The 20,188-nt window shown below is 48.4% G+C and carries 18 protein-coding genes; 11 read left to right on the plus strand and 7 right to left on the minus strand.

Translation table 11 applies throughout. The annotated features are described in order from the left end of the window. Window positions 1–23 precede the first annotated feature (23 nt). From yiaA to xylA, 4 genes are all read right to left on the minus strand, one after another. Complete coding sequence (gene yiaA / locus A31E_RS05340) at window positions 24–461, minus strand: inner membrane protein YiaA (RefSeq protein ID WP_001517324.1); 438 nt, start codon at window positions 459–461, stop codon at window positions 24–26. A gap of 45 nt (window positions 462–506) precedes the next feature. Beyond that, complete coding sequence (gene yiaB / locus A31E_RS05335) at window positions 507–848, minus strand: inner membrane protein YiaB (RefSeq protein ID WP_001517325.1); 342 nt, start codon at window positions 846–848, stop codon at window positions 507–509. Window positions 849–1,015: 167 nt separating this feature from the next. After that, complete coding sequence (xylB, locus tag A31E_RS05330) at window positions 1,016–2,470, minus strand: xylulokinase (RefSeq protein WP_001517326.1); 1,455 nt, start codon at window positions 2,468–2,470, stop codon at window positions 1,016–1,018. A 70-nt stretch (window positions 2,471–2,540) separates the two neighbouring features. Further along, window positions 2,541–3,863: a xylose isomerase gene (gene xylA, locus A31E_RS05325; RefSeq protein WP_001517327.1), complete on the minus strand. Its 1,323-nt coding sequence runs from the start codon at window positions 3,861–3,863 to the stop codon at window positions 2,541–2,543. A 366-nt stretch (window positions 3,864–4,229) separates the two neighbouring features. On the opposite strand from xylA, the gene xylF reads away from it, so the two are divergent. The 4 genes from xylF to xylR all read left to right on the plus strand — a co-directional run bounded on the left by xylF (window position 4,230) and on the right by xylR (window position 9,258). Continuing rightward, window positions 4,230–5,222 carry a D-xylose ABC transporter substrate-binding protein gene (xylF, locus tag A31E_RS05320; protein ID WP_000694882.1) on the plus strand — a complete coding sequence of 331 codons (993 nt, stop codon included), beginning with the start codon at window positions 4,230–4,232 and terminating at the stop codon, window positions 5,220–5,222. A 78-nt stretch (window positions 5,223–5,300) separates the two neighbouring features. Next, entirely contained in the window at window positions 5,301–6,842 is a 1,542-nt protein-coding gene (xylG, locus tag A31E_RS05315; protein ID WP_016249342.1) for a D-xylose ABC transporter ATP-binding protein, read from the plus strand. Continuing rightward, on the plus strand, window positions 6,820–8,001 hold the full coding sequence (gene xylH, locus A31E_RS05310) for a xylose ABC transporter permease XylH (protein ID WP_016249343.1): 1,182 nt from the start codon (window positions 6,820–6,822) through the stop codon (window positions 7,999–8,001). Before xylG ends, xylH begins: the two co-directional genes overlap by 23 nt. 78 nt (window positions 8,002–8,079) lie before the next feature. Next, a complete protein-coding gene (gene xylR / locus A31E_RS05305; protein WP_001517328.1) occupies window positions 8,080–9,258 on the plus strand; it encodes a D-xylose utilization transcriptional activator XylR in 1,179 nt (392 codons plus the stop codon). Between the two features lie 129 nt (window positions 9,259–9,387). On the opposite strand, the gene A31E_RS05300 is transcribed toward xylR, so the two are convergent. Then, complete coding sequence (locus tag A31E_RS05300) at window positions 9,388–10,212, minus strand: protein bax (RefSeq protein ID WP_016249344.1); 825 nt, start codon at window positions 10,210–10,212, stop codon at window positions 9,388–9,390. A gap of 411 nt (window positions 10,213–10,623) precedes the next feature. Here A31E_RS05300 and malS point away from each other — a divergent pair, with 411 nt between their 5' ends. Both malS and avtA read left to right on the plus strand, forming a co-directional pair. Then, entirely contained in the window at window positions 10,624–12,654 is a 2,031-nt protein-coding gene (gene malS / locus A31E_RS05295) for an alpha-amylase (protein WP_000762036.1), read from the plus strand. A gap of 175 nt (window positions 12,655–12,829) precedes the next feature. Beyond that, window positions 12,830–14,083, plus strand: coding sequence for a valine--pyruvate transaminase (gene avtA, locus A31E_RS05290; protein ID WP_000144329.1), 1,254 nt, complete (start codon window positions 12,830–12,832; stop codon window positions 14,081–14,083). Between the two features lie 196 nt (window positions 14,084–14,279). Here avtA and A31E_RS05285 read toward each other — a convergent pair whose 3' ends face one another. Both A31E_RS05285 and yiaJ read right to left on the minus strand, forming a co-directional pair. Beyond that, on the minus strand, window positions 14,280–14,753 hold the full coding sequence (locus A31E_RS05285) for a 4Fe-4S dicluster domain-containing protein (protein ID WP_001517331.1): 474 nt from the start codon (window positions 14,751–14,753) through the stop codon (window positions 14,280–14,282). A 101-nt stretch (window positions 14,754–14,854) separates the two neighbouring features. Next, complete coding sequence (gene yiaJ, locus A31E_RS05280) at window positions 14,855–15,685, minus strand: IclR family transcriptional regulator YiaJ (RefSeq protein ID WP_000516596.1); 831 nt, start codon at window positions 15,683–15,685, stop codon at window positions 14,855–14,857. Window positions 15,686–15,900: 215 nt separating this feature from the next. Between yiaJ and yiaK the strand changes: the two genes are divergently transcribed. The 5 genes from yiaK (at window position 15,901) to yiaN (ending at window position 20,180) form a co-directional block, all read left to right on the plus strand. Beyond that, window positions 15,901–16,899, plus strand: coding sequence for a 3-dehydro-L-gulonate 2-dehydrogenase (gene yiaK / locus A31E_RS05275; protein WP_000869057.1), 999 nt, complete (start codon window positions 15,901–15,903; stop codon window positions 16,897–16,899). Between the two features lie 11 nt (window positions 16,900–16,910). Further along, on the plus strand, window positions 16,911–17,375 hold the full coding sequence (locus A31E_RS05270) for a NanQ anomerase/TabA/YiaL family protein (RefSeq protein ID WP_016249345.1): 465 nt from the start codon (window positions 16,911–16,913) through the stop codon (window positions 17,373–17,375). 23 nt (window positions 17,376–17,398) lie between these two features. Next, window positions 17,399–18,319: a DUF4862 family protein gene (locus A31E_RS05265; protein WP_001517332.1), complete on the plus strand. Its 921-nt coding sequence runs from the start codon at window positions 17,399–17,401 to the stop codon at window positions 18,317–18,319. Window positions 18,320–18,432: 113 nt separating this feature from the next. Then, on the plus strand, window positions 18,433–18,900 hold the full coding sequence (gene yiaM, locus A31E_RS05260; protein ID WP_000827290.1) for a 2,3-diketo-L-gulonate TRAP transporter small permease YiaM: 468 nt from the start codon (window positions 18,433–18,435) through the stop codon (window positions 18,898–18,900). A 2-nt stretch (window positions 18,901–18,902) separates the two neighbouring features. Continuing rightward, entirely contained in the window at window positions 18,903–20,180 is a 1,278-nt protein-coding gene (gene yiaN, locus A31E_RS05255) for a 2,3-diketo-L-gulonate TRAP transporter large permease YiaN (protein ID WP_000153834.1), read from the plus strand. Window positions 20,181–20,188 lie beyond the last annotated feature (8 nt).

Genomic DNA, 20,188 nt, shown 5'->3' on the forward strand with positions numbered 1-20,188 from the left:
CAGTGTGACCGGGCTTACGTGGGTTATTCGCTATATTCTTCCTGCACAGTCATCGTTTCTTTTGATGCGTTGATTCCGGCATCACGGATATTCTTCTGCACCGCTACCGTACCAAACAAGCTTAAAAAGAAGGCCAATCCATAAAAACCTTTTTCACTAAGTAATAACGTTGCATTCCACAGACCTACCATCAGTAAAGCGACAGAGATGATAAAGACCACCAGGCAGGTCATATAATAAATAGACGTAGTAGGAATGCCTTCATATTTATCCCGAACGGTCTTTTGATAGGAAGCTGCCGAAAACAGCCCTAACACCAACACGGCAAAATAATACCCTTTTTCATTTAACTGCATCTCTGCATTCCATAGCCCTAACAGATAGGTAACGATACCGCCTGCGAGAGCTATCCATGACACAATACCGAATGCTGGAGAATAGGTTGATATTTTGTTTTCCATCACAGATTTCCTTTCATTCCTGAATCATTAAGAGCTTTATGTCGATCATACCGTGCGGAACAAGCGCATTTGACCAAACAAGCAGACGAAAAAGGCGAGCGGATAGATCACCATCTCATACGCGTTAATGGGCGCATTTAAAACACCGATAAACAAAAGACCGATAGTGATTAACGCAACTAACTGGCAGACACGAATAAAGAATTCATCCAGTTGCCCAAGTTTTTCTGCGCGCAGATAGGCATAGTTGCCAAAAGTCCCCGTCATTAACACGCCAAGAAAATAGCCTTTGCCGCTTAACAATGGGCATGAGATCCATAGTCCTATCAGATAAACCAGCGCCCCGATAACAAATAATAGTTTTGCCACAGTCTTTGAGGTTTTCATAACGATCTCCATATCTACCTGCGATACATTACGAGTAACCAACAAAAGACAAAACTGAAAAACACCATTAACAAATGATTTTCAGAATAAATTCATATAAAAAATTAATAAATTATAAATATACATAGTTGTGAATTATCCCCCGTCACATAAGACAGGGGAAAATATTATGTCATCATCGGCAGAAGTTGCTGATAGAGACGACGGAAAGTTTCTCGTCGTGGCTGATAAGCAGCATAATGTTGTGCATCCGGCTGATGCGACTGTTCCAACGGCAGTTGTGGTAACAGTTCAGCGAGTGATTTATCTGGATTCATCGCAATCTGAGCCAGCCTCGCTGCGCCCAATGCAGGCCCCACATCGCCGCCTGTGCGGTAATCTAGTTGCTGACCACTGATATCCGCCAGCATCTGGCGCCAGTACTCGCTACGTGCGCCACCACCAATCAATGTAATACTTTGCGGTTGAATGCCGCAGGCATGTACGACATCCATACCATCGGCTAACGCATACCCCACGCCTTCCAGTACGGCACGCGCCAGTTCCGCGGGGCCGTGCTGATGGGTCAGACCGAAGAAAACGCCCTTTGCCTGTGGGTTATTGTGCGGCGTACGCTCGCCGGAAAGATAAGGTAAAAACCAGACAGGATCGACACTCTCATTAGCCTGCTGCGCTGCAGTAATTAAAGCGGGAACATCACCCATGCCGGTTAATTTCACCGCCCAGTCCAGACACGATGCCGCACTCAACATTACAGACATTAAATGCCAACGCTCCGGTAAAGCATGACAAAAGCTGTGTACAGCACTTTCCGGCTTGCTTAAGAACCCTTCGCTTACTGCAAAATAAACCCCCGAAGTTCCCAACGACAGCATTGCCTGGTTGGCATCCACCATACCCACACCAATCGCACCTGCCGCATTATCACCGCCGCCCGCGACAACTGGCACCGCCGCCATTCCCCACGCTTTTGCAACCTCGGGTAGCAAAGTGCCAGTAATATCGCTGCCTTCGTATAATGCTGGCATCTGATCACGAGATAGCTGGCAAGCCTCCAGCATGACATCACTCCAATCTCGCTTTGCGACATCCAACCACATGGTGCCAGCCGCATCAGACATATCACTAACAAACTCCCCCGTCATACGCAGACGCAAATAATCTTTCGGTAATAATACTTTGTCGATTTGATGGAATATCTCCGGCTCATGCCGCTGAACCCACAGCAATTTAGGCGCAGTAAATCCGGGCATCATAAGGTTGCCGGTAATCGTCCGCGATTGCGGAACTCGCGATTCCAGCAAAACGCACTCCTCTGCACAGCGCCCGTCGTTCCACAAAATGGCAGGACGTAGCACCCGCTGTTGAGCATCAAGTAAAGTTGCACCGTGCATTTGCCCGGCAATACCCAATGCTTTAACGTCTCGCAGAGAATGCTGCTCACCCAGGGTTCTCATCGCGCGATCAGTCACCTGCCACCACTGTTCCGGATCTTGCTCCGACCAGAGTGGATGCGGACGCGAAACGGTCAGTTTTTCCGTTTGCGAAGCGACCACCTCACCTTGCTCGTTGAGCAAAATAACTTTTACGCCCGATGTGCCAAGATCTATCCCGATATACATAGCGATCGTTCCTTAAAAAAATGCCCGGTATCGCTACCGATAACCGGGCTTGAGGCTGCGCAATTAGCCGTTATCTGTCGAACAGATAATGATTTACCAGGTTTTCCAACTGCTCCTGGCGTCCACTCTGATGCACCGGAGCCAGATTATGTTCCTGAGCATATTTTGCTAAATCCACCAGTGACATTTGGCCTTTCAGGATTTGCTGACCCAGTTCGCTATTCCAACCGGAATAACGTTGCGCTACGCGTTTATCCAATTCGCCGTCTTCAATCATGCGTGCTGCAATTTTCAATGCCAACGCCATCGTATCCATCGCCCCAATATGACCGTAGAACAGATCATACTTATCAGTACTCTGACGACGTACTTTGGCATCAAAGTTCAGACCGCCGGTCGTGAAACCGCCTGCTTTAAGGATTTCATACATTACCAGCGCGTTCTCTTCCACACTGTTCGGGAACTGGTCAGTATCCCAGCCAAGCTGCGCGTCGCCGCGGTTAGCATCGACTGAGCCGAACAGACCAAGCGCAATGGCGGTGGCAATTTCATGGTGGAAAGAGTGACCCGCCAGCGTCGCGTGGTTAGCTTCAATGTTCAGTTTAATTTCTTTTTCGAGACCAAACTGTTTCAGGAAGCCATAGACCGTCGCGGCATCGTAGTCATATTGATGTTTAGTCGGCTCTTGCGGTTTCGGTTCGATAAGTAATGTGCCCTGGAAGCCTATTTTATGTTTATGTTCAACAACCATCTGCATAAAGCGACCAAGCTGTTCACGTTCCTGACGCAGGTCAGTATTCAGTAAAGTTTCATAACCTTCACGACCGCCCCACAATACATAGTTTTCACCGCCCAACTTATGCGTCGCTTCCATCGCGGTAACGACCTGAGTTGCCGCCCAGCTAAAGACTTCGGGATCTGGATTCGTCGCCGCGCCCGCGCCATAGCGAGGATGAGTAAAGCAGTTAGCGGTTCCCCACAACAATTTCACACCGCTCTCTTCTTGTTTGCCAGCCAGCACATCAACCATTTGCGCAAAGTTATTGATGTACTCTTTTAACGACGCGCCTTCCGGAGAAACATCCACGTCATGGAAGCAATAAAATGGCACATGTAATTTGTGGAAGAACTCGAATGCGACATCAGCTTTACGCTTCGCCAGTGCCAATGCCTCGCCAGGTTGCTGCCACGGACGGTTAAACGCGCCTACACCAAACATATCCGCTCCGTTCCAGCAGAAGGTATGCCAGTAGCAGGCGGCAAAACGCAAGTGGTCTTCCATACGCTTGCCCAGCACCAGTTCGTCGGGGTTGTAATGACGGAATGCTAACGGGTTAGAGGATTTTGGACCTTCGTAACGAACGCGATCGAGCTGGTCAAAATAGGCTTGCATAATGAACTCCATAATCAGGTAATGCCGCGTGTGATGGTTGATGTCGTAATATTGGGCACTCCCTTTCAGTTGCTCAATTATGTTATTTCACACTGCTATTGAGATAATTCACAAGTGTGCGCTAGCTCGCAAAATAATATGGAATTATGAAACTGGGTAATTCCTCGAAGAGAAAAATGCAACAAGTACAATTAAGCAACAAAAGTAAGATCTCTGTCATAAATCAAGAAATAAACCAAAAATCGTAATCGAAAGATAAAAATCTGTAATTGTTTTCCCCTGTTTAGTTGCTAAAAATTGATTACGTTTATCGCGGTGATTGTTACTTATTAAAGCTGTCCTCTAACAAAAGAAGGCCTCTACACCATGAAAATAAAGAACATTTTACTCACCCTTTGCACCTCACTCCTGCTTACAAACGTCGCGGCGCACGCCAAAGAAGTCAAAATAGGAATGGCAATTGATGATCTCCGTCTTGAGCGCTGGCAAAAAGATCGTGATATCTTTGTGAAAAAAGCGGAATCTCTCGGTGCGAAAGTATTCGTGCAATCTGCAAATGGCAATGAAGAAACCCAAATGTCGCAGATTGAAAACATGATTAACCGGGGCGTCGATGTTCTCGTCATTATTCCATATAACGGTCAGGTATTAAGTAACGTTGTAAAAGAAGCCAAACAAGAAGGTATTAAAGTATTAGCTTACGATCGCATGATTAACGACGCGGATATCGATTTTTATATTTCTTTCGATAACGAAAAAGTCGGTGAACTGCAAGCAAAAGCCCTGGTCGATATCGTCCCGCAAGGAAATTATTTCCTGATGGGCGGCTCCCCGGTCGATAACAACGCCAAACTGTTCCGCGCCGGGCAAATGAAAGTATTAAAACCTTATGTTGATTCAGGAAAAATTAAAGTCGTTGGCGACCAATGGGTTGATGGCTGGTTACCAGAAAATGCGCTAAAAATTATGGAAAACGCGCTGACAGCTAACAATAACAAAATTGATGCAGTTGTCGCTTCAAACGATGCTACCGCCGGTGGGGCAATTCAGGCATTAAGCGCGCAAGGTTTATCAGGGAAAGTGGCTATTTCCGGCCAGGATGCGGATCTCGCGGGAGTTAAACGTATTGCCGCGGGAACGCAAACCATGACGGTGTATAAACCTATTACTTTGTTGGCAAATACCGCGGCAGAAATTGCCGTTGAGTTGGGCAATGGCCAGGAACCGAAAGCAGATACTACGTTAAATAATGGCTTGAAAGATGTTCCATCCCGCCTGCTGACACCTATCGATGTGAATAAAAACAACATCAAGGATACGGTAATTAAAGACGGATTCCACAAAGAGAGCGAGCTTTAAGCGTTACCTCCCCGGCGCTGGCCGGGGGTGTGATTTCTCTCCATGCCGCGTGAATTGATTGGCTTAGGTGGAGTCGTTATGTCTTATCTACTTGAAATGAAGAGCATTACCAAAACCTTTGGCACGGTGAAGGCAATTGATAACGTCAGTTTGCGGTTGAGCGTTGGCGAAATCGTCTCACTCTGTGGTGAGAACGGTTCGGGTAAATCAACATTAATGAAAGTGCTGTGCGGAATTTATCCTTTTGGTAGTTATGAAGGTGAAATTATTTTTGCAGGTGAAGTAATCCAGGCGAGCCATATTCGCGATACCGAACAAAAAGGTATCGCCATCATTCACCAGGAATTAGCGCTGGTGAAAGAATTGACCGTGCTGGAAAATATCTTTCTGGGCAATGAAATAACCCATAATGGTATTATGGATTATGACCTGATGACGCTACGCTGCCAGAAGCTATTAGCACAGGTCAGTTTATCCATTTCACCAGATACCCGCGTTGGCGACTTAGGGCTTGGGCAACAACAACTGGTTGAAATTGCCAAGGCGCTAAATAAACAGGTACGTTTGTTAATTCTCGATGAACCGACAGCCTCATTAACCGAGCTGGAAACTACGGTTTTACTGGATATTATTCGCGATCTGCAACAACACGGCATAGCCTGCATCTATATCTCGCACAAACTCAACGAAGTCAAAGCAATTTCCGACACGATTTGCGTTATTCGCGATGGTCAGCATATAGGAACCCGCGATGCAACAGGAATGAGCGAAGACGATATTATCACTATGATGGTAGGGCGAGAATTAACAGCGCTTTACCCTAACGAACCACATACCACTGGTGATGAAATATTACGCATTGAGCACTTGACGGCATGGCATCCGGTTAATCGTCATATTAAACGGGTTAACGATGTTTCTTTTTCTCTGAAACGCGGTGAAATACTGGGTATTGCAGGGTTAGTCGGCGCCGGGCGCACCGAGACCATCCAATGTCTGTTTGGCGTCTGGCCCGGACAGTGGGAAGGGAAAATATTTATCGATGGTGAACAGGTAGATATTCGTAATTGCCAACAAGCCATCGCTCAGGGTATTGCGATGGTGCCGGAAGACAGAAAGCGCGATGGTATCGTTCCGGTAATGGCAGTTGGCAAAAATATTACCCTCGCCGCACTCAACAAATTTACCAGTGGTATTAGCCAACTTGATGATGCTGCAGAACAAAAATGCATTCTGGAATCAATCCAGCAACTCAAAGTGAAAACGTCGTCACCGGAACTTGCTATTGGACGTTTGAGCGGCGGCAATCAACAAAAAGCGATCCTCGCACGCTGTCTGTTACTCAACCCGCGTATTCTCATTCTTGATGAACCCACCAGGGGTATCGATATTGGCGCGAAATACGAGATCTACAAATTAATTAACCAACTCGTCCAGCAAGGCATCGCCGTTATTGTCATCTCTTCTGAATTACCTGAAGTGCTTGGTCTTAGCGATCGTGTACTGGTGATGCATGAAGGAAAACTAAAAGCCAACCTGATAAATCATAACCTGACTCAGGAACAGGTGATGGAAGCCGCATTGAGGAGCGAACATCATGTCGAAAAGCAATCCGTCTGAAGTGAAATTAGCCGTACCGACATCCGGTGGCTTCTCTGTGCTGAAATCACTGAATTTACAAGTCTTCGTGATGATTGCTGCAATCATCGCCATCATGCTGTTCTTTACCTGGACTACTGACGGTGCCTATTTAAGCGCCCGTAACGTATCCAACTTGCTCCGTCAGACCGCGATTACTGGCATCCTCGCAGTAGGGATGGTGTTCGTCATTATTTCCGCTGAAATCGACCTCTCGGTCGGTTCCATGATGGGGTTGCTAGGTGGCGTCGCCGCTATCTGTGACGTCTGGTTAGGCTGGCCGCTGCCACTCACCATCATTGTTACGTTAGTACTGGGGCTGCTTCTCGGTGCCTGGAATGGTTGGTGGGTAGCTTATCGCAAAGTACCTTCTTTTATTGTCACCCTGGCGGGCATGTTGGCATTTCGCGGCATCCTTATTGGCATCACCAATGGTACGACCGTTTCACCCACCAGCGCCGCGATGTCACAAATTGGGCAAAGCTATCTACCAGCCAGCACCGGTTTCATCATCGGCGCGCTTGGCTTAATGGCTTTTGTCGGCTGGCAGTGGCGCGGAAGAATGCGCCGTCAGGCTTTGGGTTTGCAGTCCCCGGCATCTACAGCAGTAGTCGGTCGCCAGGCATTAACCGCCATTATCGTTTTAGGTGCAATCTGGATGCTGAATGATTACCGTGGCGTTCCCACACCTGTTCTGCTGCTGACGTTGCTGTTGCTCGGAGGAATGTTTATGGCAACACGAACAGCTTTTGGGAGACGCATTTACGCTATCGGTGGCAATCTGGAAGCCGCGCGACTCTCTGGAATTAACGTTGAACGCACCAAACTTGCCGTATTTGCTATCAACGGTTTGATGGTGGCCATCGCCGGGTTAATTCTTAGTTCGCGGCTTGGCGCTGGTTCACCTTCTGCGGGTAATATCGCTGAGCTGGACGCGATTGCAGCCTGCGTGATTGGCGGTACTAGTCTGGCAGGTGGTGTGGGGAGTGTTGCCGGTGCAGTAATGGGGGCATTCATCATGGCTTCACTGGATAACGGTATGAGTATGATGGATGTACCAACCTTCTGGCAGTATATCGTCAAAGGTGCGATTCTGTTGCTGGCAGTATGGATGGACTCCGCAACCAAACGCCGTTCCTGATTTTGATAAAAATTTTCTCAAAGCCGGTAACTTATTGCCGGTTTTGAGTTTTTTGCATGATTCAGCAGGAAAAGAACCATGTTTACTAAACGTCACCGCATCACATTACTGTTCAATGCTAATAAAGCCTATGATCGTCAGGTAGTAGAAGGCGTAGGGGAATATTTACAGGCGTCACAATCGGAATGGGATATTTTCATTGAAGAAGATTTCCGCGCCCGCATTGACAAAATCAAGGACTGGTTAGGAGATGGCGTCATAGCCGACTTCGATGATACACAAATCGAGCAGGCGCTGGCTGATGTCGACGTCCCTATTGTCGGAGTTGGTGGTTCGTATCACCTGGCAGAAAGTTACCCGCCCGTACATTACATTGCCACCGATAACTATGCGCTGGTTGAAAGCGCATTTTTGCATTTAAAAGAGAAAGGCGTTAACCGCTTTGCTTTTTACGGTTTGCCGGAATCTAGCGGCAAACGTTGGGCAGCCGAACGCGAATATGCGTTTCGCCAGCTTGTTGCTGAGGAAAAGTACCGCGGAGTCGTTTATCAGGGGCTGGAAACCGCGCCAGAGAACTGGCAGCACGCGCAAAACCGACTGGCCGACTGGCTACAAACGCTACCACCGCAAACAGGGATTATTGCCGTCACTGACGCCAGAGCGCGGCATATTCTGCAAGTATGCGAGCATTTGCATATTCCCGTACCGGAAAAATTATGCGTGATTGGCATCGATAACGAAGAACTGACCCGTTATCTTTCGCGTGTCGCCCTCTCTTCTGTCGCCCAGGGCGCGCGGCAAATGGGCTATCAGGCGGCAAAACTTCTGCATCGGTTATTAGATAAAGAAAAGATGCCGTTGCAGCGGATTCTGGTTCCGCCTGTACGCGTTATTGAACGGCGCTCTACGGATTACCGTTCGCTGACCGACCCCGCTGTTATTCAGGCCATGCATTACATCCGCAATCACGCCTGCAAAGGCATAAAAGTGGATCAGGTACTCGATGCAGTTGGCATATCGCGCTCCAATCTTGAGAAGCGTTTTAAAGAAGAGGTGGGGGAAACCATTCACGCCATGATTCATGCCGAGAAGCTAGAGAAAGCGCGCAGCCTGCTGATTTCTACTACCTTATCGATCAACGAGATATCGCAAATGTGCGGTTATCCATCGCTGCAATATTTCTACTCTGTATTTAAAAAAGCGTATGACACGACGCCTAAAGAGTATCGCGATGTAAATAGCGAGGTAATGCTGTAGCGAGAGTGAAAAAGCGGTCAGGCATCATGAGAAGCGTTAACGTCGCATCAGGCAATGTTGCACAGCCACCTGACGCAGAGCAAAAGCCTTATCCGACCAACAAGTCGGATAAGGCTGAAAGGAATGCAATTACATATGTGCGGCGATTAACCGCTGGTTATCCTGGTACATCGCGAACAGGTAGTTGTTATAACTCTGCCCTTTCGTTGAATAACCTTTCAGCTTATGAATCATCGCTGTAGCGGTAACTTCCTGATCCGCTTTACGCAATTGCGCGCGCGATTTACGGAACGAAGCGTAAGCCGGGTGCGTATTCAGGTTAGTGACATAGGCGCTCACCGATTCTTTGACAGAACTAAATTGTGAGTATCCCTTCACTTTACCCGGTGCATTGGTGCAACGCCCTTTCATGCATTTCATGCCGAACAGGTTGTTGTTGCTACGCGCCAGTTTTGACGTACCCCAACCGCTTTCTGCCGCAGCCATCGTCGCCACCATGCTGGTAGGAATAATATCTACACGTTCAAGCAGCGTATTCCACGGGATTTTTCGCGTATTACCAGACCACTTCACCTTGTAGCGTTTGGCGATATCTTGCAAACGCGCACGCTCTGCAGGTGACCATTGTCCCTGGTATTGTTTTGAAATCAGCCAGTTACGTTCCGCCGTAATGGCAGCATTTTGGCTGGTAATATAGGGCATCACGGTCCGGAGAAACGCTTTTTTTCTTGGTGTTCCGGAAGGGTATTTTCGCAAATCAGGAAATGAACTGCTCTTTGCACTATTGCGAGAATACTCTTGTTTACTGCTTACCTGTTTATTACTAGCTTTAGTTAAATGGGACTTCTGACTCGCTGTTGTTGTATGCGTCTTCGCTAACACCTCACTCGAAAACACCAGAGTGAGTAACATAAGAATCATCGCCCCATATCGTCGTATGGGAGTCAAAATCATCAGGTCTCCTGATCGGATTTAATCATTCAAACACCTTATACTCGTCATAGTTCAAGTTGCATGTACTGCGCAAACGCTGTTCAAAACACCATCGGTGTTTTGTCCTGCAACTCGAATTATTTAGAGCAATATTTTTCCCAAATTTGAGAGTTGAATCTCAAATCATATCAAAAATAGCGGCCAAGAGCACCCCAAGGAATAGTCCAAATCTGAAACTATGTCACGCGGTAATGGTTCAGATTGGTGCTAAATCGCAGAAAATGTGGGGGTTATCGCAAAAAATAAGCTTAAATCTCAGGTGAAATACTCCCCCTTTCGTCTCATCCTGGCGCAATCCTCATCAGGGAGGAGTTTTACCAGTATTATCACTGGCAAACTGGTGAAATTCGCAGCAACAAGGACTCATCCGTTATGAAACTTGCCGTCTGTTTTCTGACACTCATTCCCGGCTTTGCCGTTGCCGCTGGCTGGACTTCTCAGGGATTTCCCACCTTCACTGAAGAGAGCACAGGAACATTTGTCAGCCACGCACCGCTGACCAAAGGTACGCGTTCGTTGACGCTGAATTTTAATCAACAATGCTGGCAGCCTGCGAATGCAATAAAACTCAATCAGATGCTTTCTCTGCAACCTTGTAACAACACACCGCCACAATGGCGATTGTTCAGAGATGGTGAATATAAGCTGCAAATAGACACCCGCTCCGGCACGCCAACATTGATGATTTCGATCCAAAACACTGCCGAACCAATAGCAAACCAGATCCGTGAATGCCCAAAATGGGATGGACAGCCATTGACGCTTAATGTCAGCGCCACCTTCCCGGAAGGTACGGTAATCCGTGATTATTACAGCCAACAAATCGCGACGGTGAAGAACGGTCAAATAACGTTACAACCTGCCGCCACCAGTAATGGCTTGCTGCTGCTGGAACGGGCAGAAACCGACACGTCCGCCCCCTTCAACTGGCATAACGCCACGGTTTACTTTGTGCTGACAGACCGTTTCGAAAACGGTGATCCCAGCAACGACCAGAGCTATGGTCGTCATAAAGATGGCATGGAGGAAATTGGTACTTTTCACGGCGGAGATTTACGTGGCCTGACCAACAGACTGGATTATCTCCAGCAACTGGGCGTCAATGCCCTGTGGATCAGCGCCCCCTTTGAGCAAATTCATGGCTGGGTTGGCGGCGGTACAAAAGGCGATTTCCCACATTATGCCTACCACGGTTACTACACCCAGGACTGGACGAATCTTGATGCCAATATGGGCAACGAAGCCGATCTGCAAGCATTGGTTGATGGCGCGCACCAGCGAGGTATCCGTATTCTCTTTGATGTGGTGATGAACCATACCGGCTATGCCACGCTGGCGGATATGCAGGAGTATCAGTTTGGCGCATTGTATCTTTCCGGCGACGAGTTACAAAAAACGCTGGGCAACCGCTGGAGCGACTGGAAACCCGCAGCCGGGCAAACCTGGCATAGCTTCAACGATTACATTAATTTCAGCGACAAAGCCGGCTGGGATAAATGGTGGGGAAAAAACTGGATCAGAACGGATATCGGTGATTACGACAATCCAGGATTCGACGATCTCACCATGTCGTTGGCCTTTTTGCCGGATATCAAAACAGAATCTACCACTGCTTCTGGTCTGCCGGTGTTCTATAAAAACAAACCGGATACTCACGCAAAATCTGTCGACGGCTTTACCCCTCGCGATTATTTAACCCACTGGTTAAGCCAATGGGTTCACGACTACGGTATTGATGGTTTTCGGGTCGATACCGCCAAACATGTTGAGTTGCCAGCCTGGCAGCAACTGAAAACCCAGGCCAGCGCCGCCCTGAAAGAGTGGAAGAGCGCTAACCCTGGAAAAGCGTTAGATGACAATCCTTTCTGGATGACTGGCGAAGCCTGGGGTCACGGCGTGATGAAAAGTGACTACTATCACCACGGCTTCGACGCGATGATCAATTTCGATTATCAGGAGCAGGCAGCGAAAGCGGTCGGTTGCCTGGCGCAGATGGATACGACCTGGCAGCAAATGGCAGAGAAACTACAGGATTTCAACGTGCTGAGCTACCTCTCCTCACACGATACCCGCTTGTTCCGCGAAGGGGGCGATAAAGCCGCAGAGTTATTGTTACTGGCGCCAGGTGCGGTACAAATCTTTTATGGCGATGAGTCCTCGCGTCCATTCGGTGCCACTGGTTCTGATCCGCTGCAAGGCACACGTTCGGATATGAACTGGCAGGATGTTAGCGGTAAATCTGCCGCCAGCGTTGCGCACTGGCAACGCATCGGCCAGTTCCGCGCACGGCATCCAGCCATTGGTGCGGGTAAACACACCGCATTGTCACTGAAACAAGGTTATGGATTCGTCCGTGAATACGGCGACGATAAAGTGATGGTCGTCTGGGCGGGGCAACCGTAACTTTTCCGGCTTCCCGCTTGCAGTATGCCGGGAAGCCACCTTTTAGTATAAAATGCCAGCATAAATAAAAAACTCAGCATAACACGCCAACCTCTTGCAGAAGCCCGATTTGCACCCTGGCAAATGTAGCGTTATTGTTACTTTCCTTGCTTCAGAGTTCGAATGATATCCCGCTATGACATTCTCCCTTTTTGGTGACAAATTTACCCGCCACTCCGGCATTACACTGCTGATGGAAGATCTAAACGACGGTTTACGCACCCCCGGCGCAATTATGCTCGGCGGCGGAAACCCGGCGCAGATCCCGGAAATGCAGGACTACTTCCAGACACTGCTGTCCGACATGCTGGAAAGCGGTAAAGCAACGGATGCGCTATGCAATTACGACGGCCCACAAGGAAAGACGGAGCTACTGTCGCTACTTGCCGGGATGCTACGTGAGAAACTAAGTTGGGATATCGAACCACAGAATATTGCACTAACAAATGGCAGCCAGAGCGCGTTTTTCTACTTATTTAATCTGTTTGCCGGACGCCGTGCCGATGGACGGATCAAAAAAGTGCTGTTCCCGCTGGCTCCGGAATACATTGGCTACGCGGACGCCGGACTGGAAGAAGATCTGTTCGTTTCTGCGCGCCCAAATATTGAACTGCTGCCAGAAGGTCAGTTTAAATATCACGTCGATTTTGAGCATCTGCACATTGGCGAAGAAACGGGGATGATTTGCGTCTCCCGACCGACGAACCCAACAGGTAATGTAATAACCGATGAAGAGTTGCTGAAACTAGATGCGCTGGCAAATCAGCACGGCATTCCGCTGGTGATTGATAACGCTTATGGCGTCCCGTTCCCTGGCATCATCTTCAGCGAAGCGCGCCCGCTGTGGAATCCGAATATCGTGCTGTGCATGAGCCTTTCCAAGCTGGGTCTGCCGGGTTCGCGCTGCGGCATTATCATCGCCAATGAAAAAATCATTACCGCCATCACCAATATGAACGGCATTATCAGCCTCGCACCTGGCGGTATTGGCCCGGCAATGATGTGTGAAATGATTAAGCGTAACGACCTGCTGCGCCTGTCAGAAACGGTGATTAAACCGTTTTACTACCAGCGTGTTCAGGAAACTATCGCCATCATTCGCCGCTATTTACCGGAAGATCGCTGCCTGATTCATAAACCTGAAGGGGCAATCTTCCTCTGGCTATGGTTTAAGGATTTGCCGATTACCACCGAGCAGCTTTATCAGCGCCTGAAAGCGCGCGGTGTACTGATGGTGCCGGGGCATAATTTCTTCCCCGGGCTGGATAAACCGTGGCCACACACGCATCAATGTATGCGCATGAATTACGTGCCGGAACCGGAAAAAATTGAGGCGGGTGTGAAGATTCTGGCGGAAGAGATTGAACGCGCCTGGGTTGAAAGCCATTAATGAGACTGATGGCAAACGCAAAATAGCCTGATTCGCTACGCTTATCAGGCCCACACGAATTATACAACATATTGAATTTGTGTGATTTTGTAGGCCGAATAAGGTGTTCAGGCTGTATCCGGCATAAACAAAGCGCGCTTTGCCAACCCTCTGATTAATACGTTATTCCGGCGTTGAGAAGCGCCGGAATAACGTCTCAAACAGGTTGCTGCTGTAGTCGTTGACGCTGGATTTTCTCGACATCCATACATTGCAACGCCTGTGTCGGGCAGGCTTCAACACAAGCCGGTCCCGTCGCCCGATGCCAGCAGAGATCGCACTTAATCGCCCTCGCCTTTGCGCGCGATGAAACGACTTCCATCGCACCAAACGGACATGCCAGCATACAGCTTTTACAGCCAATACAACGTGATTGTTCCACGAAGATATGTCCATGTTCGCGGCGAATCGCGTCCACAGGGCAGACATTCGCGCACGGCGCATCTTCACACTGATGACAGGCTACTGCCGTGGTACAGGTATGGTCTTTGATGACACGAATACGCGAAATAAACTCGCCTGGTGACAACGCAGCGCAATCCTGATTCTCCTGATGCGACACTGCGCAGGCCACTTCACAGGTACGGCAACCGATACATTTCGTCGCATCCGCAATAATAAACCGGTTCATGATCACTCCTTTGCACTAAAACCGCAGCGTGCCAGAAAGCGCGCCATTATTGCTTTGATCCAACAAAGGGATTGTTACAGTTTTGTCACTTATCCCGGATATTATGTGATCACGCCCTGCTCCCGGACGGTAAATCCCAGCTCATTGGAGATAGCCTGGGCAGTTTCACGCAGTGGTTTCAGGAGATTCTTCTCCCCCACCTGTTTCAGACGCGACGTAGAAAGAGAGATAGATACGGCATACGGCACCCGTCCGTGAATATCAAATACTGGTGCAGCAACACAGGAAACACCGAGTTCATTCTCTTCTCTGTCCATCGCCACTCCACTTTCACGAATCTGCGCCAGTTCGTCAAACATCGCGGGCAAATCGGTAATGGTATTGCGGGTTAGCGGCTGGATCTCATTCAGATGGCTTTCCCAATACGATTTCACGTAATCCTGGTGACCAAATGCCATATAGATCTTACCCATCGCAGAGCAGTAGAGCGGCATATGCTGACCGATATAGGCGCGGGTTCGCAGCATACCGGTGGTAGGTTCGAGTTTATAAATCAAGATCGCGTGATCATCTTCGCGGCTGGAGAAGTTAATCGTTTCACCGGTGGCGATGTTCAGCGTCTCAAGATGCGGCGCAGCAATATGAATGATATTTAGCGATGACAGCGCCTTTTGCCCGACAGCAATAAATTTGGTCGTCAGGCGATAGCTGCCTGCTGCGGGCGCGGTGGTCACATAGCCACAGGACTGTAACCCCTGCAATAAGCGATGGACGGTGCTTTTATTCAGTCCAGCCAGTTCCGAGAGATGCGCCAGCGGACAACCGTTTGGGTAGTTGCTCAGGATCTCAATCAACATCAACCCCCGAAACAAGCTCTGACTTCCGGCAGGCCGCTCTTTATCCTGCGCTATCTCGTGCTCTTTTTTTCCCATCGCTTACCTCCCCTTTTTGGCGCGCCCTGATGGTAGCGCAAAGTGTGTCGCAGTTCACGATCTCAACAGATAAATTATAACTTTTTGATTTTTATGATTTTTGAAAATCATCAATCAGATTGCTTTGTTAAAAAGTGATCGATATATTTGAAATCAAATTTCGCATAGTGGAATTTTAAGCTAAAAAAGCGTTCAAAAAAACAAGGAAACCAGGGATGAAAGTGACATTTGAGCAGTTAAAAGCAGCCTTTAACCGGGTATTAGTTTCACGCGGCGTTGACAGCGAAACCGCCGATGCCTGTGCAGAAATGTTTGCCCGCACCACCGAATCCGGCGTTTATTCTCACGGCGTTAACCGTTTCCCGCGTTTTATCCAACAACTGGATAATGGCGATATCATCCCTGACGCCGGGGCCAAACGTATCACCAGCCTTGGGGCAATTGAGCAGTGGGATGCCCAGCGCTCAATCGGTAACCTGACGGCGAAAAAGATGATGGATCGCGCCATTGAACTGGCTGCACATCATGGGATTGGTCTGGTAGCGTTACGCAATGCCAACCACTGGATGCGCGGAGGCAGCTACGGCTGGCAGGCAGCGGAAAAAGGCTATATCGGCATCTGCTGGACCAACTCTATCGCGGTGATGCCACCGTGGGGTGCGAAAGAGTGTCGTATTGGCACCAACCCATTAATCGTCGCCATTCCTTCCACGCCGATCACCATGGTCGATATGTCGATGTCGATGTTCTCCTACGGCATGTTAGAGGTTAACCGTCTGGCGGGTCGTCAGTTACCGGTTGATGGTGGCTTTGACGATGAAGGCAATCTGACTAAAGAACCTGGCATAATCGAGAAAAATCGCCGCATTTTACCGATGGGTTACTGGAAAGGCTCCGGTATGTCGATTGTGCTGGATATGATCGCCACTCTGCTTTCCGACGGTGCCTCCGTTGCCGAAGTAACCGAAGATAACAGCGACGAATACGGTATCTCACAAATCTTCATCGCCATCGAAGTGGACAAACTGATCGACGGCACCACCCGCGACGCCAAATTGCAACGCATCATGGATTACGTTACCACCGCCGAGCGTGCTGACGAAAACCAGGCAATTCGTTTACCAGGCCACGAATTTACCACCCTGCTGGCAGAAAACCGCCGTAACGGCATCACGGTTGATGACAGCGTGTGGGCAAAAATCCAGGCGTTATAAGGAGACAGACCATGATATTTGGACATATCACGCAGCCTAATCCGTGCCTTTTACCCGCTGCCATCGAAAAGGTACTCGGTTTTCTGCGCACCACCGATTTCAATGCTCTGGAACCGGGCGTTGTTGAAATCGACGGTAAAAATATTTATGCGCAGATTATCGATTTAACCACTCGCGAAGCAGTAGAAAACCGCCCTGAAGTTCATCGTCGCTATTTGGACATTCAGTTCCTGGCGCGGGGCGAAGAGAAAATAGGTGTAGCCATTGATACCGGAAATAATAAAGTCAGCGAATATCTATTAGAACAGCGCGATATTATTTTTTATCACGACAGTGAGCATGAATCATTTATCGAAATGATACCGGGTAGTTACGCTATTTTCTTCCCGCAGGATGTTCACCGCCCGGCATGTAATAAAAATGCCCCAGCGGCAATACGGAAAATCGTGGTTAAAGTAGCCCTCTCTGCTTTATAAAAAAGTTATTACTGGAGCACAAAATGAAAGCGAATAATGCCGGTTATATTATCGGCGCGTATCCCTGTGCACCTTCTTTTCACCAAAGAAGTGAAGAGGAAGAGAAGGAATTCTGGCGACAATTATCAGAGACCCCTGATATTCGAGGTCTGGAACAACCCTGCCTGGAAAATTTCCATCCTCTTGGCGATCAATGGTTACTCCGTCATACGCCAGAGAGTTGGCAATTTGTCGTCACCGCAGTAATGGAAACCATGCGTCGCCGCAGCGAAAACAACGGTTTTGGTCTCGCCTCCAGCGACGAAGAACAACGCAAGGCGTGCGTGGCGTACTACCGCCACCTGTTCAATAAAATCAACTCATTACCGGCTAATAAAGTGCTCGCACTTGAGATCCAGGCTGCACCATTAGCAACCAATCCCAATGTTATGCAAGCGACAGACGCTTTTGCCCGCTCGTTGAAAGAAATCGCCAACTGGGACTGGCCGTGCAAACTGGTGCTGGAACACTGCGACGCCATGACCTCCCCCGCTCCGCGTAAAGGTTTTTTGCCGTTAGAAAATGTTCTGGATGTCATTGCTGATTATGACATCAGCGTCTGTATCAACTGGGCACGTTCGGCCATTGAAGGACGCAATACCACATTACCGCTTACCCATGCCCTGATGGCAAAACAGGCCGGGAAACTCGGTGCGCTGATGTTCTCAGGAACCACACTCAACGGAGAATATGGTGAATGGCAAGACTTACACGCGCCATTCGCTCCTTTCTGCCCGCAAAGCCTGATGACCACAAAACATGTTAGCGAGTTATTTAATGTGGCAGAACCATCAACATTGCAATTTTCTGGCATCAAGTTATTAGAAATCCATGCTACTGCTGATGTTCATCACCGTATCGAAATATTACGTAACGGCATTCACTCTATGAATGAATGTCGTTAAATCGTTTCACTCATATATCGCATTAAATCTCTAATTAGTCGTTTCCAATAATTATTACGAATACCTACAACATTAATTAATGAAAACATATGACATAACAAGAAGGACTCGTTATGAAACGGATGCTCGAAGGCATTCTTGCGGTCATCATCGCAATACTGTCTTGTATTATTTTTATTAATATAATTCTTCGATATGGATTTCACACAAGCATATTATCGATTGATGAATTATCCCGACTTTTATTTGTCTGGTTAACATTTATTGGCGCTATCGTGGCGTTTATGGACAACAGCCATGTACAGGTTACTTTCTTAGTCGAAAAACTCTCACCCACTAATCAACAACGTGTTTCGCTGCTAACCCATACGCTTATTTTATTGCTTTGCCTGGGCCTGGCCTGGGGGGCAATAGAAAAAACAGCGCAAGACTGGAGTAACTTATCGCCCATTCTCGGCGTACCTGTTGGCTTAATGTATGCCGCCGCAATCCCCACTAGCCTGATTATCGCATTGCTGGAATTGCGCCATTTATACCGGCAGTTAACAAGTGCCCCCAGCCGAAACCAACAAGGAGCCTGACGATGACAATCCTTATATTTATTGTCAGTTTGTTAGGGGCTATCGCCATTGGTATTCCCATCGCCTGGGCATTATTACTGTGTGGCATTTCATTGATGTTCTGGATGGATATCTTTGATGTGCAAATTCTGGCGCAAACACTGGTCAATGGTGCAGACAGCTTCTCCCTGTTAGCCATCCCCTTCTTTGTACTGGCGGGTGAGATCATGAACGCGGGCGGCCTGTCGCAACGTATTGTCGACTTGCCGATGAAACTGGTAGGCCACAGACCGGGAGGTCTGGGTTACGTCGGCGTTCTTGCTGCGATGATCATGGCAAGCCTTTCTGGTTCTGCGGTTGCCGATACCGCTGCCGTCGCGGCACTGTTGGTGCCGATGATGCGTCAGGCCAACTATCCGGTAAACCGCGCCGCCGGGCTTATCGGATCGGGCGGTATTATCGCGGCCATTATTCCGCCATCTATTCCACTCATTATCTTCGGTGTCTCCAGTGGGTTATCCATCAGCAAACTGTTTATGGCTGGCATTGCGCCGGGCATCATGATGGGCATCACGCTGATGATTACCTGGTGGTGGCAGGCAAAACGGCTAAACCTGCCTTGCCAGCCGAAAGCCTCGCTGCGGGAAGTCTGGCAATCTTTAGTTTCCGGTATTTGGGCGCTCTTTTTGCCAATAATTATTATTGGCGGTTTCCGTTCGGGATTATTCACACCAACAGAAGCTGGCGCGGTTGCGGCATTCTACGCCTTGTTTGTCTCGGTGGTGGTCTATCGCGAAATGACGTTCGCCACGCTTTACCATGTTTTGGTTAACGCGGCGAAAACCACTTCCGTGGTGATGTTCCTGGTGGCTTCCGCTGCGGTATCCGCATGGCTAATCACCATTGCTGAACTGCCGATGATGGTATCGGAGTTATTACAACCGTTGGTTGACTCGCCTCGCTTATTATTCATCGTAATTATGCTCGCCATTATGGTGATCAGTACAGTCATGGATTTAACTCCTACCGTATTAATTCTTACGCCGGTATTAATGCCATTAGTAAAAGAAGCGGGAATAGATCCTGTCTATTTTGGCATTATGTTTATTATTAACTGCTCAATTTCGCTAATTACGCCCCCGGTTGGTAACGTACTTAACGTCATATGCGGTGTTGCGAAGCTTAAATTTGACGATGCTGTAAAAGGCGTTGCGCCTTACGTCATGGTTTTATTCATGTTGTTAGCATTATTTATTTTTATCCCAGAATTAATTACCGCCCCACTAAAATGGATGAGCTAAAAGGAAAA

Origin of the sequence: Escherichia sp. KTE159 (assembly GCF_000408805.1) — a bacterium.
GTDB classification, from domain to species: domain Bacteria; phylum Pseudomonadota; class Gammaproteobacteria; order Enterobacterales; family Enterobacteriaceae; genus Escherichia; species Escherichia marmotae.

Excerpts from the sequence above, each read along its gene's own strand:
- yiaA (WP_001517324.1), bottom strand. The coding sequence starts at position 461 with ATGGAAAACAAAATATCAACCTATTCTCCAGCATTCGGTATTGTGTCA.
- yiaB (WP_001517325.1), bottom strand. The coding sequence starts at position 848 with ATGAAAACCTCAAAGACTGTGGCAAAACTATTATTTGTTATCGGGGCG.
- xylB (WP_001517326.1), bottom strand. The coding sequence starts at position 2,470 with ATGTATATCGGGATAGATCTTGGCACATCGGGCGTAAAAGTTATTTTG.
- xylA (WP_001517327.1), bottom strand. The coding sequence starts at position 3,863 with ATGCAAGCCTATTTTGACCAGCTCGATCGCGTTCGTTACGAAGGTCCA.
- xylF (WP_000694882.1), top strand. The coding sequence starts at position 4,230 with ATGAAAATAAAGAACATTTTACTCACCCTTTGCACCTCACTCCTGCTT.
- xylG (WP_016249342.1), top strand. The coding sequence starts at position 5,301 with ATGTCTTATCTACTTGAAATGAAGAGCATTACCAAAACCTTTGGCACG.
- xylH (WP_016249343.1), top strand. The coding sequence starts at position 6,820 with ATGTCGAAAAGCAATCCGTCTGAAGTGAAATTAGCCGTACCGACATCC.
- xylR (WP_001517328.1), top strand. The coding sequence starts at position 8,080 with ATGTTTACTAAACGTCACCGCATCACATTACTGTTCAATGCTAATAAA.
- A31E_RS05300 (WP_016249344.1), bottom strand. The coding sequence starts at position 10,212 with ATGATTTTGACTCCCATACGACGATATGGGGCGATGATTCTTATGTTA.
- malS (WP_000762036.1), top strand. The coding sequence starts at position 10,624 with ATGAAACTTGCCGTCTGTTTTCTGACACTCATTCCCGGCTTTGCCGTT.
- avtA (WP_000144329.1), top strand. The coding sequence starts at position 12,830 with ATGACATTCTCCCTTTTTGGTGACAAATTTACCCGCCACTCCGGCATT.
- A31E_RS05285 (WP_001517331.1), bottom strand. The coding sequence starts at position 14,753 with ATGAACCGGTTTATTATTGCGGATGCGACGAAATGTATCGGTTGCCGT.
- yiaJ (WP_000516596.1), bottom strand. The coding sequence starts at position 15,685 with ATGGGAAAAAAAGAGCACGAGATAGCGCAGGATAAAGAGCGGCCTGCC.
- yiaK (WP_000869057.1), top strand. The coding sequence starts at position 15,901 with ATGAAAGTGACATTTGAGCAGTTAAAAGCAGCCTTTAACCGGGTATTA.
- A31E_RS05270 (WP_016249345.1), top strand. The coding sequence starts at position 16,911 with ATGATATTTGGACATATCACGCAGCCTAATCCGTGCCTTTTACCCGCT.
- A31E_RS05265 (WP_001517332.1), top strand. The coding sequence starts at position 17,399 with ATGAAAGCGAATAATGCCGGTTATATTATCGGCGCGTATCCCTGTGCA.
- yiaM (WP_000827290.1), top strand. The coding sequence starts at position 18,433 with ATGAAACGGATGCTCGAAGGCATTCTTGCGGTCATCATCGCAATACTG.
- yiaN (WP_000153834.1), top strand. The coding sequence starts at position 18,903 with ATGACAATCCTTATATTTATTGTCAGTTTGTTAGGGGCTATCGCCATT.